Origin of the sequence: Pseudomonas sp. PvP027, assembly GCF_017833005.1 — a bacterium.
Lineage (GTDB): Bacteria > Pseudomonadota > Gammaproteobacteria > Pseudomonadales > Pseudomonadaceae > Aquipseudomonas > Aquipseudomonas congelans.
Window position 1 is genome coordinate 4,668,701 of sequence record NZ_JAFIBK010000001.1, and the last position, 14,683, is coordinate 4,683,383.

Annotated in this window: 13 protein-coding genes and 1 pseudogene; 6 read left to right on the forward strand and 8 right to left on the reverse strand. The window is 60.8% G+C overall.

The features are described from left to right. Window positions 1-38: 38 nt before the first annotated feature. The 5 genes from dinG to JOE33_RS20305 all read left to right on the forward strand — a co-directional run bounded on the left by dinG (window position 39) and on the right by JOE33_RS20305 (window position 6,090). Window positions 39-2,183 (forward strand): ATP-dependent DNA helicase DinG, encoded by a 2,145-nt coding sequence (dinG, locus tag JOE33_RS20285; protein WP_003402334.1) that lies wholly within the window; start codon window positions 39-41, stop codon window positions 2,181-2,183. A 110-nt stretch (window positions 2,184-2,293) separates the two neighbouring features. Then, window positions 2,294-3,442: an EstA family serine hydrolase gene (locus JOE33_RS20290; RefSeq protein WP_010432451.1), complete on the forward strand. Its 1,149-nt coding sequence runs from the start codon at window positions 2,294-2,296 to the stop codon at window positions 3,440-3,442. A gap of 153 nt (window positions 3,443-3,595) precedes the next feature. After that, window positions 3,596-4,756, forward strand: coding sequence for an OmpA family protein (locus JOE33_RS20295; RefSeq protein ID WP_010432453.1), 1,161 nt, complete (start codon window positions 3,596-3,598; stop codon window positions 4,754-4,756). A gap of 74 nt (window positions 4,757-4,830) precedes the next feature. Continuing rightward, window positions 4,831-5,478 carry a pyridoxamine 5'-phosphate oxidase gene (gene pdxH / locus JOE33_RS20300; RefSeq protein ID WP_010432456.1) on the forward strand — a complete coding sequence of 216 codons (648 nt, stop codon included), beginning with the start codon at window positions 4,831-4,833 and terminating at the stop codon, window positions 5,476-5,478. A 147-nt stretch (window positions 5,479-5,625) separates the two neighbouring features. Beyond that, window positions 5,626-6,090, forward strand: a complete 465-nt coding sequence (locus tag JOE33_RS20305; protein ID WP_003314430.1) for a glycine zipper 2TM domain-containing protein — start codon at window positions 5,626-5,628, stop codon at window positions 6,088-6,090. Window positions 6,091-6,302: 212 nt separating this feature from the next. Here JOE33_RS20305 and JOE33_RS20310 read toward each other — a convergent pair whose 3' ends face one another. The 8 genes and pseudogenes from JOE33_RS20310 to JOE33_RS20345 form a co-directional block, all read right to left on the reverse strand. Further along, window positions 6,303-7,916: an NAD(P)/FAD-dependent oxidoreductase gene (locus JOE33_RS20310; protein ID WP_054994055.1), complete on the reverse strand. Its 1,614-nt coding sequence runs from the start codon at window positions 7,914-7,916 to the stop codon at window positions 6,303-6,305. Between the two features lie 97 nt (window positions 7,917-8,013). Next, the gene (locus JOE33_RS20315) at window positions 8,014-8,694 is read right to left on the reverse strand and encodes a hypothetical protein (RefSeq protein ID WP_187625224.1); all 681 of its coding nucleotides are present in this window, start codon (window positions 8,692-8,694) and stop codon (window positions 8,014-8,016) included. 212 nt (window positions 8,695-8,906) lie between these two features. Next, window positions 8,907-9,608, reverse strand: coding sequence for an ABC transporter ATP-binding protein (locus tag JOE33_RS20320; protein ID WP_010432462.1), 702 nt, complete (start codon window positions 9,606-9,608; stop codon window positions 8,907-8,909). After that, the gene (gene livG, locus JOE33_RS20325) at window positions 9,609-10,376 is read right to left on the reverse strand and encodes a high-affinity branched-chain amino acid ABC transporter ATP-binding protein LivG (protein ID WP_003314434.1); all 768 of its coding nucleotides are present in this window, start codon (window positions 10,374-10,376) and stop codon (window positions 9,609-9,611) included. Further along, a complete protein-coding gene (locus JOE33_RS20330) occupies window positions 10,373-11,638 on the reverse strand; it encodes a high-affinity branched-chain amino acid ABC transporter permease LivM (RefSeq protein WP_010432465.1) in 1,266 nt (421 codons plus the stop codon). Before JOE33_RS20330 ends, livG begins: the two co-directional genes overlap by 4 nt. Then, window positions 11,635-12,558, reverse strand: coding sequence for a high-affinity branched-chain amino acid ABC transporter permease LivH (livH, locus tag JOE33_RS20335; RefSeq protein ID WP_010432468.1), 924 nt, complete (start codon window positions 12,556-12,558; stop codon window positions 11,635-11,637). Before livH ends, JOE33_RS20330 begins: the two co-directional genes overlap by 4 nt. 227 nt (window positions 12,559-12,785) lie before the next feature. Further along, on the reverse strand, window positions 12,786-13,910 hold the full coding sequence (locus tag JOE33_RS20340; RefSeq protein ID WP_003425596.1) for a branched-chain amino acid ABC transporter substrate-binding protein: 1,125 nt from the start codon (window positions 13,908-13,910) through the stop codon (window positions 12,786-12,788). 85 nt (window positions 13,911-13,995) lie between these two features. Then, window positions 13,996-14,237 (reverse strand): annotated as a pseudogene (locus JOE33_RS20345) (hypothetical protein); the annotation flags it as partial. Between JOE33_RS20345 and JOE33_RS20350 the strand changes: the two are divergent. Further along, window positions 14,236-14,541, forward strand: coding sequence for a DUF2288 domain-containing protein (locus tag JOE33_RS20350; protein ID WP_010432472.1), 306 nt, complete (start codon window positions 14,236-14,238; stop codon window positions 14,539-14,541). The pseudogene JOE33_RS20345 and the gene JOE33_RS20350 sit on opposite strands and share 2 nt — an antisense overlap. Window positions 14,542-14,683 lie beyond the last annotated feature (142 nt).

The following is a 14,683-nucleotide window of genomic DNA, read 5'->3' on the forward strand; positions in this document are numbered from 1 at the left end:
TATCCAGCCTTTTTAGCCGTGCCCCCGAACCGAAGCCAATGATCAGTACCGAACTCAAAACCCAGATCCAGGGCGCTTACTCGCGTTTCCTCGAAGCCAAGAGCCTCAAGCCACGCTATGGCCAGCGATTGATGATCGCTGAAGTCGCCAAGGTGCTGGGGGACATTGACACCGATGAAGAGGGTCGTCGTTCGGGCGATCCTGCGGTAGTGGCGGTCGAGGCCGGAACGGGTACCGGCAAGACCGTGGCTTACGCCATCGCCTCGATTCCCACCGCCAAGGCGGCAGGCAAGCGGCTGGTGATCGCCACCGCGACCGTCGCCCTGCAGGAGCAGATCGTCTACAAGGATCTGCCGGACCTGATGCGCAACAGCGGTCTGAATTTTACCTTCGCCCTGGCCAAGGGGCGCGGGCGTTACATGTGCCTGTCCAAGCTCGACGCATTGCTGCAGGAAAGTGACGCGACCAACGCGACCGCGCAGCTATTCGAGGAAGAAGGCTTCAAGATCGAAGTCGATGAGGCCAGTCAGAAGCTTTTCACCAGCATGTTGCAGAAGCTGGCGGGCAACAAGTGGGACGGCGATCGCGACAGCTGGCCGCAGGAACTCGCCGATCAGGACTGGGCGCGTCTGACCACCGATCACAGCCAGTGCACCAACCGGCACTGCCCCAACTTTCAGCAGTGCGCTTTCTATAAGGCGCGTGAAGGCATGGGCAAGGTCGATGTGATCGTCACCAACCACGACATGGTGCTGGCCGACCTGGCACTGGGCGGCGGTGCGGTGCTGCCGGACCCGCGTGACACCTTGTATGTCTTCGACGAGGGTCACCACCTGCCGGACAAGGCCATCGGCCACTTTGCCCACTACACCCGATTGAAATCTACCGCCGACTGGCTGGAACAGACCGCCAAGAACCTCGCCAAGCTGCTCGCCCAGCATCCGCTGCCCGGCGATCTGGGCAAGCTGATCGAGCAGGTGCCGGAGCTGGCCCGCGAGATCAAGGGCCACCAGCAGTTCATGTTCGGTGCCTGCGAGCAACTGGCGGATTTCCGCGCCGGTGAGGACATGCAGGGCCGCGAGCGCCCACGCCACCGCTTTGTCGGCGGCGTGATTCCCGAGCACATCCGCGAGATGGGTATCGAGCTCAAGAAAGGCTTTGCGCGCCTGGACGACCTTTTCACGCGTCTGACCGAGCTGCTCAAGGAAGGCATGGACGGTGAGGTCAACATCGGCATCGCCAGCCATCAGGCCGAAGAGTGGTATCCACTGTTCGGCAGCCTGCTGGCTCGAGCGCATGGCAACTGGGAATTGTGGACTGCCTTCACCGCCGAAGACCCGGAAGACAGCCCGCCAATGGCGCGCTGGCTGACCCTGGCCGACAGCGGTGCAATGTTCGATATCGAGGTCAACGCCAGCCCGATCCTGGCGGCGGAAATGCTGCGTCGCAACCTGTGGAACATTGCCTACGGGGCGCTGGTCACCTCGGCGACCCTGACCGCGCTGGGCAAGTTCGACCGCTATCGCATGCGTGCCGGGCTGCCTAAAGGGGCGGTGACTGCCGTGGTGCCAAGCCCGTTTCATCACGCCGATGCCGGTGTGCTGCGCGTGCCGGACCTCAAGGCCGACCCGCGTGACTCGGTGGCCCATACCGCAGCGATCATTCGCGACCTGCCCGGTCTGGTGGAGGGATCGCGAGGCACGCTGGTGCTGTATTCGTCGCGCAAGCAGATGCAGGATGTCTTCGACGGCCTGGACCGTGACTGGCGCAAGCAGGTGTTCATTCAGGGCAACCTGTCCAAACAGGAAACCCTCAACAAGCACAAGGCGCGCGTCGACAGCGGCGAGTCCAGCGTACTGTTCGGGCTGGCCAGCTTCGCCGAGGGTGTGGACTTGCCCGGCGCCTACTGCGAACACGTGGTCATCGCCAAGATCCCGTTCGCGGTGCCGGATGACCCGGTCGAGGCTGCGCTGGCCGAGTGGATCGAAGCGCGTGGCGGTAACCCGTTCATGGAGATCGCCGTGCCCGATGCCTCGTTGCGTCTGGTGCAGGCCTGTGGCCGCTTGCTGCGCACCGAAGAGGACCGCGGCACCATCACGCTGCTGGACCGGCGCGTGGTCACCCAGCGCTATGGCAAGGCGATTCTCAATGCGCTGCCACCGTTCCGTCGGGAAATAACCTGAGCCAAAGATGAAGAGCGTTTCACATCTGTTCCCAAAGCGCTCGATCGCTGAAACAATACGGGCCGTTTAGCCTGTGCTCAGGCTCAGTATCGCCAGTCAGGAGTCAGCCGTTGCAGATCCAGGGTCATTACGAACTTCAATTCGAAGCAGTACGTGAAGCCTTTGCGGCGCTCTTTGACGACCCTCAGGAGCGTGGTGCCGCCCTGTGCATTCAGGTTGGCGGCCAGACCGTCATCGATCTGTGGGCGGGCACTGCCGACAAGGACGGTGCCGAGGCGTGGCACACCGATACTATTCTCAACCTGTTCTCCTGCACCAAGACCTTCACCAGCGTGGCGGTTCTGCAACTGGTCGAAGAGGGCAAGTTGACGCTGGACGAGCCCGTGGCCAGGCTCTGGCCTGAATTCGCCGCAGCGGGCAAGGCCTCCATCACCCTGCGCCAATTGCTCTGCCATCAGGCGGGCCTGCCTGCGTTGCGTGAGCCGTTGCCTGCCGAAGCGCTTTACCAGTGGGACACCATGACCGCCGCCCTGGCAGCCGAAGAACCCTGGTGGACGCCAGGTCAGGGGCATGGTTATGCGGCGATCACCTATGGCTGGCTGGTGGGCGAGATGCTGCGCCGCGCCGATGGTCGAGGCCCCGGGGAATCCATTGCTGCGCGTATTGCTCGCCCGCTGGGGCTGGATTTTCATGTTGGGCTGCCGGATGACCAGTTTCATCGCGTGGCCCACATCGCGCGCGGCAAAGGCAGTGCCGGTGACGACGCTGCCCAACGCGTGCTGCAGGCGACGATGCGCGAGCCGGCCTCGATCACGGCCAAGGCGTTCACCAACCCGCCGTCGATCATGACCAGCACCAACAAGCCGGAGTGGCGCCGCATGCAGCAACCGGCGGCCAACGGCCACGGCAATGCACGCAGTCTCGCCGGTTTCTATAACGGTCTGCTCGATGGCAGCCTGCTTGAAGCCGACATGCTCAATGAGCTGACCCGCGAACACAGCCTCGGTCAGGACAAGACATTACTGACCTCGACCCGACTGGGGCTGGGCTGCATGCTCGATCAGCCGGGCGTTGCCAACGCGACCTACGGCCTGGGGCCCAAAGCCTTTGGCCATCCGGGGGCGGGCGGCTCGGTAGGGTTCGCCGATCCTGATGACGAGGTTGCCTTTGGCTTCGTTACCAACACCTTGGGGCCCTACATTCTGATGGACCCACGTGCGCAGAAACTGGTCGGGGTCCTGCGTGAGTGTTTGCAGTAAGTATCGGCTATAAGTGCTTGTTTCATACCGACTGTCAGTTAAATGGCTGTAACAGGAACCGTACGACGGTTTCTTTTTCCAACTGCATCTTTATGCATGTTATACCGGCGTAGTTACGTCCTTCTGTCTGATCAAAACCGTTGCGGGTTACCCATGTCGTCTAATAAAAGCCTCGTTCTCGCCCTGTGCATCGCCGTGACCGGCTGTGCCCAAACTCCACAATCCGACTCTGCTGCAACCGGAGGCCATTGGTGGCAGTTCGGTTCCGGCAGCGACTCCGCTGACGCAGGCACCGCTGCCAAGGCGCCGGCACCGAGCCCGGCGCCCGCTCCGGTTGCCAAGGCTGCTGCAACGCCGGCACCTGCGGCGGGTGCTGAAAACAGCGCGCCTTGGTACTGGCCGTTCGGCTCCAGCGACAGTGCTCAGGCCAAACCTGATGCCGTGGCCGACAAGCCGGCAGCCAAGCCTGCCGCGCCGGCGATGGTTGCCAAGTCGGAGACCGACAGCAAATGGTGGTGGCCGTTTGGCAACGACTCCGCCAAGGACGAGCCTAAAGCGCTGCCGATGCCTGATCCGAAGGTGACCCAGGCCTGGCTGGACGAGTACGAGCCACGCCTGCGCGCTGCAATCAAGGACAGCCCGTTCCAGCTGGAGCGTCGCGAAGACCTGTTGGCAATCACCGCGCCGGTCGACAGCTCGTTCAACCCTGACCGTCCGGCCATGCTGCTGCCCAACACACTGGGGCCGATCACCCGTCTGGCCAAGGTGGTCGAAGGCGATCAGAAAACTGCCGTGCTGATTCTCGGTCATGCCGACACTTCGGGTCCTACCGAAGCCAACCAGAAGATCAGTCAGGAACGTGCGCAGTCGGTTGCCGCTATTTTCCGTCTCAGTGGTCTGGAGCGTAACCGCTTGAGCCAGCGAGGCATGGGTGCGGTGATGCCGCGCGCTGCCAACGACAGCCTGCAGGGTCGTGCGCTCAACCGCCGGGTCGAGATCCTCATGACGCCGCAGGACACCATGCGCGCGCTGATGAGCCGCTACGCACTGCCGCCAGTGGCACCGACCATGGTCGCCACCCAGGACGTCAAGCCGGTTGCCCCGGCACCTGCCGCCGCGCCTGCCAAGAAAGCCGCTGCGAAGAAAGACACCGCCAAGAAAGCTGCACCGGCCAAAGCCAGCACCGCCAAGAAGGCCGCGCCAGCCAAGACCACCGCAGCTGCTAAAAAGCCTGCAGCGACCAAAGCTGCTGCCAAGGCTCCGGCCAAAACCACAACGCCCGCCAAGAAGGACGACAGCCAGGCCAGTAACTAAGCCTGTCAGCACCCACGCGGATCGTCACTGACGCTTCGCGTGGGGTCGATCCGTGACCTCGCAGGAACCAAGCCATGACCCAGACTCTGGCCGATATGCGCCGTGATTACACGCGCGACGGGTTGACCGAAGCGCAATCGCCGGACGAGCCCTTTGCACTCTTCCATGCATGGTTTGCCGATGCGGTGAACACCGAGCAGCCGCCTGTCGAGGCCAACGCCATGACATTGGCGACGGTTGATGAGCAAGGACGTCCACATTGCCGTGTCTTGCTGCTCAAGGGCCTGGACACTCAGGGTTTTACGTTTTTCACCAACTACGAAAGCGCCAAGGGCCAGCAGATCGCTGCACGTCCCTTTGCCGCGATGACCTTCTTCTGGCCGACACTGGAGCGCCAGGTGCGTATCGAGGGCAGGGTGGAGAAAGTCTCTGCGCAAGAATCCGACGCTTATTACCAGGTGCGTCCTCTGGGCAGCCGCCTGGGTGCATGGGCCTCGCCACAGAGTCGCGTGATCGCGGATCGCGACGAGCTGGAAGGCCTGATCAGACAGACGGAACAACGTTTCTCAGACACCCAGCCACACTGCCCCGAGCATTGGGGTGGCTATCGTCTTTTGCCCGAGCGGATCGAGTTCTGGCAGGGTCGCTCCAGTCGACTTCACGACCGTTTGAACTATCGTTTGATAGACGACAGATGGATACGTGAGCGCCTTGCACCCTGATTGAATTATTCGTTTGGCCGGTCGTCTGAGCGTTATACAGGCTGCGGCTGTATGAGGCCTGAATCAATTTAATTTGCAGGCTCGGGGCCGTGACAGCACCTTTGTCGGGTAGTCTAATGGCCACTGATTCCTCTGGAGATTCCTTTTATGCGCAAGTCTGCTCTTCTGGTTGCTTCGTTCACTGCCATGGCACTTACGCTGGGCGGCTGTACCTCGAATCTGACCGGTGATTCCTATTCCCGTGACGAGGCCAGGACCGTACAGACAGTTCGCATGGGGACGATCGAATCCTTGCGTCCGGTCAAGATCGAGGGCACCAAGACCCCGATCGGCGGCGCGGCGGGTGCAGTCGTCGGCGGCGTGGGCGGCAGCGCTATCGGTGGTGGTCGCGGCAGTATCGTGGCAGCGGTGATCGGCGCAGTGGCCGGTGGTCTGCTGGGTTCAGCGACCGAAGAAGGCCTGACCCGTACGCAAGGTGTGGAAATCACCGTGCGTGAGGACGACGGCAGCATGCGTGCCTACGTGCAGCAGGTTCAGGAAAACGAGATTTTCCGGGTCGGCGAGCGCGTGCGCATCATGAGCGTCAACGGCACCAGCCGCGTTACTCACTGATCAGTAACACGGCACAGCAAAACCCCGAGCCGAAATGCTCGGGGTTTTTTATTGCCAGGCGTGAATATATATCGTGTCAATGCCCAGCTTTGCCATTTAGCTCCGGACGCTCCGCGTCCGATCCTTACAGTGAGCCGCAGCTTTTATGTGTGACGTGCAGCGTCACGAAATACGTTCCCACGCGAAGCGCGGGAACGATGGTCATCGTGAGGTCAGCCCTCAATCCCCAGCATGTCGCGCACCAGCGCTTCGGCCACCCGAATGCCGTCCACGCCAGCCGAGAGAATCCCGCCCGCATAGCCAGCGCCTTCACCGGCCGGGTAAAGGCCTTTGGTGTTCAGGCTCTGCAGGGTCGGCCCGCGGGTAATGCGCAGCGGAGCCGAAGTGCGGGTTTCGATGCCGGTCAGCACAGCGTCGTGCAGCGAGAAACCTTTGATCTGCTTGTCGAACGCAGGCAAGGCTTCACGAATGGCTTCGATGGCAAAGGCGGGCAGGGCCTCGGCAAGGTCCACCAGCTTCACACCCGGCTTGTAGGAGGGTTCAACGCTGCCCAGCGCGGTCGAGGCCTTGCCGGCAATAAAGTCGCCGACCAACTGCGCAGGAGCCTCATAACTGCTACCGCCGAGCAGATAGGCGTGGGATTCCAGACGCTCCTGCAACTCGATACCGGCCAGCGGGCTGCCAGGGTAGTCCTGTTCCGGCGAGATACCGACGACGATGCCCGAGTTGGCATTGCGCTCGTTGCGTGAGTATTGGCTCATGCCGTTGGTGACCACTCGGCCGGGCTCTGAAGTGGCTGCTACGACCGTGCCGCCAGGGCACATGCAGAAGCTGTAGACCGAGCGACCGTTGCTGGCGTGGTGCACCAGTTTGTAATCGGCTGCGCCCAGCTTGGGGTGACCGGCATACTTGCCCAGTCGCGCGCGGTCGATCAACGATTGCGGGTGTTCGATGCGGAAACCCACCGAGAACGGCTTGGCTTCCATGAACACGCCACGGCCGTGCAGCATGCGGAAGGTGTCGCGCGCACTGTGGCCCAGCGCGAGGATGACATGCCGCGACTCGAGCTGTTCGCCGCTGTCGAGCTGGACGCCCATCAATTGGCCGTCCTCGATCATCAGGTCGGACACGCGCTGCTGAAAGCGCACTTCGCCGCCCATCGCTTCGATCTGATGGCGCATGTTCTCGACCACGCCCGTCAGGCGGAACGTGCCGATATGCGGCTTGCTGACATAGAGGATTTCTTCCGGCGCGCCGGCTTTGACGAATTCGTGCAGCACCTTGCGGCCGATGAATTTCGGGTCCTTGATCTGGCTGTAAAGCTTGCCGTCGGAAAAGGTCCCGGCACCGCCCTCGCCAAACTGCACGTTGGACTCGGGATTGAGCACGTTTTTGCGCCACAGCGCCCAGGTGTCCTTGGTGCGCTGGCGAACTTCGGTGCCGCGCTCGAGGATGATCGGCTTGAAGCCCATCTGCGCGAGCAGCAGCCCGGCAAAGATACCGCATGGTCCGAAACCCACGACGATCGGGCGCTCTGTCAGCCCCTCGGGAGCGTGACCGACCACTTTATAGCTGACATCGGGTGCCGGGCCGACGTGGCGGTCATTGGCCAGCTTGCGCAACAGTGCCTCTTCATCCTTGACCTGGAAGTCGATGGTGTAGATGAAGCACAGCTCGGAAGACTTTTTGCGCGCGTCGTAACTGCGCTTGAATAGGGTAAAGTCCAGCAGCTCGCCGCTGTCGATACCCAGGTGCTTCAAGAGCGCAACGCGCAGGTCTTCTTCCGGATGATCGATCGGCAGCTTGAGTTCGGTGATTCGTAACATTAAGGGGTCCAGTTTTCGGGCCGCAGGTTCAGCCCGACAGCACTACAAGAACCGGCGATTATAAGCGCTGAACCCCTTTGGCGGCGAGCCTGGGCGATCAGTCGTCGCGTGAACCGCCGTAATAACCGCAGCCACGCTGGGCCTGGCCGTTGATACGCAGCTCTGCGGTGAGGTGTTGCACCGAGCCGTCGACGCTGTCGACACAGCGCTGTGGCGCGACCCAGATCTCGATGCGCTGGTTGTTGGCTTCGCTGCTGACGCTGAAACTGCCGTCCGGCAGCTTCTCTTCCACGTAGGGCAACGCCAGTGGCGCGACGCCCTCGCGCTCCAGGACCATGCCCTTGCCGCTGACATTGACGTTCCAGGCGGGCTTGTTGCCATTGACGTGCAATGTCAGGCGTTTGAAATTGAGGTCTTCACAGGCCTGGCCGGGGCGCTCGACGCGGTACAGCTGATGCAGGTCCAGCTGACCGTCACTGTTGGCCGCCTTGCTCGCGGCAAAGCTGCCGCGCAGGTCGGCAAACACCGTGCCCTTGCTGTCTGCCAGCGAGGCTGCTTCCTGCAGTATGCCGGTGTTGCCGCGATCCTTGACCACGTAGCGACGCTGCTCGTTACACGGTTTGAACAGCAACTGGCCGTTCTCCCCGGTCAGGTCGCCCTGCATACGGAGCATGCCCACTGTGGAAACCTTCGGTTCCTCGGCCTGTTTACCGAGCAACTGACACCCTGCAAACAGCGGTAGAAGAGCAAATACGAGGACGGAACGGGCAGCAAACATGATGTGGTCTCCAGACAGGTGCCGCCACGTTACTCAGACTGGAGGTGCATCACAAGAGGGGACGGCCAGAGCTGCGCCGCACGTGTCGCTGTATACACGTCTTGAGGTGACTACCGCAGAATCGCAATGTGACGCGGAGCGTCACGAAAAGGCGTTACCACGCGGAGCGTGGTAACGATCATCAAGAAGCCATCTCGGGAGGTGGCATGCGCTTAGCCGCCCAGATACGCGTCCCGCACTTTCGGATCGACCAGCAGCTCTTCACCTGTGCCTTGCATGACCACGCGGCCGTTTTCCAGTACGTAGGCGCGGTCGGCGACTTTCAGGGCCTGGTTGGCGTTCTGTTCGACCAGAAACACCGTCACGCCATCGCGACGCAGCTGTTCGACGATCTCGAAAATCTGCTGGATGATGATCGGCGCCAGGCCCAGTGAAGGCTCGTCCAGCAACAGCAGCTTGGGCTTGCTCATCAGCGCACGACCGATGGCCAGCATCTGCTGCTCGCCACCGGACATGGTGCCGCCACGCTGATTGAAGCGTTCCTTGAGGCGCGGAAAGAGATGCAGGACCTTGTCCATCTGTTCCTGATAATCATCCTTTTCCGTGAAGAAACCGCCCATCGCCAGATTTTCTTCAACGGTCAGACGCGCAAACACCCGACGGCCTTCCGGCACCACGGCAATGCTCTTGCGCATGATGATCGACGACTCCAGCCCGACCAGTTCCTCGCCCATGTAGCGAATACTGCCGCTGTGAGCGCGCGGCGAGCCGCACAGGGTCATCAGCAGGGTGGACTTGCCCGCGCCGTTGGCGCCGATCAGGGTGACAATTTCACCCTGGCGCACTTCCACGTTGACGCTGTGCAGCGCCTGGATCTTGCCGTAGAAGGTGGAAACGTTTTCGAACTGCAGCATTTACGCTTCCCCCAGGTAGGCTTTGATCACATCAGGATTGTCACGAATCTGTTCTGGCGTGCCATCGGCCAGCGGCGTGCCCTGATTGATCACCACGATGTGGTCGGAAATGCTCATTACCAGTTTCATGTCGTGCTCGATCAACAGGACCGTCGCGTTGTGCTCGCTGCGCAACACGCCGATCAGTGCTTTCAGGTCATCGGTTTCCCTAGGGTTGAGACCCGCCGCCGGTTCGTCGAGCATCAGAATGCGCGGACGCGTCATCATGCAGCGGGCGATTTCCAGGCGGCGTTGCTGACCGTAGGCCAGCGTCCCGGCAGGGCGATTGGCGAATTCCCTGAGGTTGACCGCCTCAAGCCAGTGCTCGGCATAGTCCATGGCTTCACGTTCGCTGCGGCGAAACGCGGGCGTCTTGAACAGGCCGGACAGGAAGTTGGTGTTCAAATGCCGGTGCTGGGCAACCAGCAGGTTCTCGACGGCAGTCATTTCCTTGAACAGGCGCACGTTCTGGAACGTACGCACCACGCCCTTGCGCGCGATCTGGTGGCCAGCCAGGCCCTGGATCGGTTCACCGTCCAGCAGAATCGTACCCGCGCTCGGCCGGTAGAAGCCGGTCAGGCAGTTGAAGACCGTGGTCTTGCCGGCGCCGTTAGGGCCGATCATCGATACGACCTGCCCCTGATTGACGGTCAGGGCAACGCCATTGACCGCCAGCAGGCCGCCAAAACGCATGCTCAAGCCAGTGGCTTGCAGTAATGGGCGGCTCATTTCGGCAGCTCCGCTTTCAATTTCATTTCGGGGCGCTGCATCGGCAGGAAGCCTTGTGGACGCCAGATCATCATCAGCACCATCAGCGCGCCGAACATCAGCATGCGGTAGTCACTGAACTCACGCATCAGCTCAGGCAACAGGATCATCACGATCGCCGCCAGGATCACACCCAGTTGCGAGCCCATGCCACCCAGTACCACGATGGCCAAAATGATTGCCGACTCGATGAAGGTGAACGATTCCGGGGTGATCAGACCCTGACGTGCAGCAAAGAAGCTGCCTGCGAAACCCGCGAATGCAGCGCCGAGTGTGAAGGCCGAGAGTTTGATCACGGTCGGGTTCAGGCCCAGTGCGCGACAGGCGATTTCGTCTTCGCGCAGTGCTTCCCAGGCCCGGCCGATCGGCATGCGCAACAGGCGGTTGATGACGAACAACGCCGCCAGTGCCAGCAGCAGGGCGATCAGGTAGAGGAAGATGACCTTATTGATCGAGTTGTACGGCAGACCGAAGAACTCGTGGAAGGTCTGCATGCCCTCAGCTGCCTTGCGCTCGAAAGTCAGACCGAAGAAGGTCGGCTTTTCGATGTTGCTGATGCCGTTCGGACCGCCGGTGATATCGGTCAGGTTACGCAGGAAGATGCGGATGATCTCGCCGAACCCCAACGTCACGATGGCCAGATAGTCGCCGCGCAAACGCAATACCGGAAAGCCCAGCAGGAACCCGAACAGCGCTGCCATCAACCCCGCGATCGGCAGGCAGATCCAGAAGCCGAGCCCGTAATAGTGCGACAGCAGGGCATAGCTGTAGGCCCCGACCGCATAGAAACCGACATAGCCCAGGTCAAGCAGACCTGCCAGCCCGACCACAATGTTCAGGCCGAGGCCGAGCATCACGTAGATCAGGATCAGCGTGGCAATGTCCACCGCGCCGCGCGACCCGAAGAACGGCCAGATGAAGGCCAGCACGATGAGCGCCGCAAGGCCCCAGCGCTGGGTTTTCGGCTGGGTCAGGAAGTCGCTGGTCTTTTGCGGGATCAGCGGTTTTTCGGAGCCGCGACGCATGCCGCTGATCTGCTCGGCGAACAGTACGCGCAGAAACAGCAGGACCGAACACACGGCAATGATGGTCAGGGTCAGCGGGCTGGCGTTCTGCACTTGCAGGGTGACGCCGGAAAAGGCCAGTTTCAGGCCGAACACCGGGTAGGCCACGGCCCAGACCAGCGCGGCGCTGAACAGCGCCTGTTTGAAAGACTTGCTCATACTTTCTCAACCTCCGGACGACCCAGAATGCCGGTCGGTCGGAACAGCAGCACCAGGACCAGCAGGCCGAAAGCCACGACGTCCTTGTACTGATCACCAAAAATGTCGGCACCGAAGGCTTCGGCGACGCCCAGCACCAGGCCACCGAGCACGGCACCCGGGATCGAACCGATACCGCCCAGTACCGCAGCCGTGAAGGCTTTCAGGCCGACGAGGAAACCGGCGTTGGGGTTGATCACGCCGTATTGCATGCTCAGCAGCATGGCGGCGACGGCGGCCAGTGCAGCACCGACCACGAAGGTCAGGGCGATGATGTTGTTGGTGTTGATCCCCAGCAGATTGGCCATCTTCATGTCCTCGGCACAGGCGCGGCAGGCGCGGCCCATTCGCGAGCGCGAGATGAACAGGGTCAGGCCGGTCATGGCCAGCAGGGTGACGACGAACACCACGATCTGCATGTAGGAAATCAGAACTTCCTGCGCACCACCGGGCCCGAACGACAGGCTGCCGGGCAGCAGGTTGGGGATGGCAAAGTTGCCGGAGCCCTGGGAAAGCTGGACAGAGTTCTGCAGAAAGATCGACATGCCGATTGCAGAAATCAGTGGAATCAGACGGTTGCTGTTGCGCAACGGACGATAGGCCACACGCTCGATGCTGTATCCGTAGGCACTGGTCACGATGATTGCAGCGGCAAAACCGGCAATCATCAGCAACGGCAGGCTGTGAATCCCCAGCATCGCCAGACCGGCGAGTGCCATGAAAGCTACATAGGAACCGATCATGTACACCTCGCCATGGGCGAAGTTGATCATTCCGATGATGCCGTACACCATCGTGTAACCGATGGCGATCAATGCATACGTACTGCCAATGGTCAGGCCATTGACCAGCTGCTGCATGTAGTGGAATAACTCGGGCATTTACCGCGCTCCTAAAAACCTGATCTGCATTTCTCTGACGTGCGCCGGGGTGGCATTCTGTCGATGCGTAGCCTGTTGCGCTGTCAAGGAACCGCTATTGACGGTTTTAAGATTTTCAGGGGGCCTCGTGCATGCCGTTCGGGTTGCCGAAACGTGCGTACGGGCCTGGATTCGTAAAACAAAGCCCACTGCGCTGGCAGTGGGCTTTGAGGGTTGACGCAAGCAGCTTATTTGGCGGCTTCGGTCTTGGGTTTGCCGAAGTGCCACTCGTAGACCACGAACTGGAAGTTCTTCAGGTCACCTTTCTCGTCGTAGCTCAGCTCGCCCATTGGCGTCTTGAAGGTACCGGCATGGATGGCAGCAGCCACCTTGGTGGTGTCTTCGGACTTGGCGGCAGCGATGCCGTCAGCAATGACCTGTACGGCGGAGTAGGACGGGTACACGAACGGGCCGCTCGGGTCCTGACTCTTGGCCTTGAAGGCTTCGGTCAGTGCCTGGTTGGCTGGGTCCTGGTCGAAGGATTTTGGCAGGGTGACCAGCAGGCCTTCCGAAGCATCACCCGCGATTTGCGAGATGGACTCGTTGCCGACGCCTTCAGGGCCCATGAATTTGGCATTAAGGCCTTTTTCCTTGGACTGACGCAGGATCTGGCCCAGCTCAGGGTGGTAGCCGCCGTAGTAGACGAAGTCGACGTTGGCCTGCTTGAGCTTGGCGATCAGCGACGAAAAGTCCTTGTCGCCAGCGTTGATGCCTTCGAACAGTGCAACCTTGACGCCTTTTTTCTCCAGCGTTTGCTTGACGGCTGTCGCGATACCTTCGCCGTACTGCTGCTTGTCGTGGATGACTGCAACGATTTTCGGCTTGGCAACGTCGGCAATGTAGTTGCCTGCGGCCGGACCCTGGGCACTGTCGAGACCGATGGTGCGGAACACCAGCTTGTAACCGCGCGCGGTGATTTCCGGACTGGTGGCGGCCGGGGTCACCATGATGATGCCTTCGTCTTCGTAAACGTCGGAGGCGGGCTGGGCAGAGCTGGAGCAGAGGTGACCGACCACGTATTTCACGCCGTCATTGACCACTTTGTTGGCCACCGCAACGGCCTGTTTCGGATCGCAGGCGTCATCATATTCGACGGCTTCAAGCTTTTTGCCATCTACGCCGCCTTTGGCATTGATCTGCTCGATGGCCATCTTGGCACCATTGAACTGCATGGTGCCGTATTCGGCGACAGGGCCGGTCTTGGGGCCGGCGATGCCGATCTTGATGGTGTCGGCTGCGAACGAATGGCTGGCAACCCCCGCCATAACCAGTGCGGCAAACAGCCTTGAAAGCTTATTGGTACCCTTAGTCATGATGCTCCACTCTTGCGTTGTAGTTTTTATAATCCTGAGGGCCAAGGGCTCCAGGACCGATTCGATCACCGGTTGTGCCACGCCACCAACTGTACCGGAACAGTTTAGAGCGCCGTTCGCTGGCTTGAAAAGCCGGGCGTCCGGGGACAAACCTGTGCGTGTCGCTTAATCGAAAGAAAGTTACAGAATCAAACGCTTGAGTGCCTGAAATTACTTCAGATCCATAAGGTTATCTGCACTTCCCTGCGATAAATCACCTGCTTCTGGGCTTGCCGGTGGGAAAGTCGGCGCTATCATTGCGCCGATTTTCTTTCTGGTGAAACCCATGACGCAAGAACCTAGCACCCTCTATGCCAAACTGCTTGGCGAAACCGCCTCAATCACCTGGTCTGAATTGCAACCATTCTTTGCCAAGGGTGCCCTGTTGTGGGTCGAGCTGCCTCTGGATTTGATCGAAGTCGCCGAAGCGGTGGCCGAAAATGATGCAGCCAGGGTGTCTGCATGGTTGGCTGAGGGGCGGGTTGGCAAGGTGTCTGAAACCAAGGCGCTTGAGCTGGTCGAGACAGATCCGCTGCTCTGGGCTGTGGTAGTGGCACCTTGGGTTCTGATTCAAAACAGGGCGCAGGCTTGATTTGCGCACCAGTCAGGTGCCGCGCGGTTTTCCTGAGTGAGTTGGAAGGTAACTCTTCGGCAGCCCGCGTAGCGTAAAACCCCACCTTGGAGGTGGAGGTTTCCGCGGGCTGCACTGTTTCTTTTCGACGATGGAGCCGTGC

What these genes read in the sequence shown, in the direction of transcription:
- dinG (WP_003402334.1), top strand. Translation starts at nt 39, where the DNA reads ATGATCAGTACCGAACTCAAAACCCAGATCCAGGGCGCTTACTCGCGT.
- JOE33_RS20295 (WP_010432453.1), top strand. Translation starts at nt 3,596, where the DNA reads ATGTCGTCTAATAAAAGCCTCGTTCTCGCCCTGTGCATCGCCGTGACC.
- pdxH (WP_010432456.1), top strand. Translation starts at nt 4,831, where the DNA reads ATGACCCAGACTCTGGCCGATATGCGCCGTGATTACACGCGCGACGGG.
- JOE33_RS20305 (WP_003314430.1), top strand. Translation starts at nt 5,626, where the DNA reads ATGCGCAAGTCTGCTCTTCTGGTTGCTTCGTTCACTGCCATGGCACTT.
- JOE33_RS20310 (WP_054994055.1), bottom strand. Translation starts at nt 7,916, where the DNA reads ATGTTACGAATCACCGAACTCAAGCTGCCGATCGATCATCCGGAAGAA.
- JOE33_RS20315 (WP_187625224.1), bottom strand. Translation starts at nt 8,694, where the DNA reads ATGTTTGCTGCCCGTTCCGTCCTCGTATTTGCTCTTCTACCGCTGTTT.
- JOE33_RS20320 (WP_010432462.1), bottom strand. Translation starts at nt 9,608, where the DNA reads ATGCTGCAGTTCGAAAACGTTTCCACCTTCTACGGCAAGATCCAGGCG.
- livG (WP_003314434.1), bottom strand. Translation starts at nt 10,376, where the DNA reads ATGAGCCGCCCATTACTGCAAGCCACTGGCTTGAGCATGCGTTTTGGC.
- JOE33_RS20330 (WP_010432465.1), bottom strand. Translation starts at nt 11,638, where the DNA reads ATGAGCAAGTCTTTCAAACAGGCGCTGTTCAGCGCCGCGCTGGTCTGG.
- livH (WP_010432468.1), bottom strand. Translation starts at nt 12,558, where the DNA reads ATGCCCGAGTTATTCCACTACATGCAGCAGCTGGTCAATGGCCTGACC.
- JOE33_RS20340 (WP_003425596.1), bottom strand. Translation starts at nt 13,910, where the DNA reads ATGACTAAGGGTACCAATAAGCTTTCAAGGCTGTTTGCCGCACTGGTT.
- JOE33_RS20350 (WP_010432472.1), top strand. Translation starts at nt 14,236, where the DNA reads ATGACGCAAGAACCTAGCACCCTCTATGCCAAACTGCTTGGCGAAACC.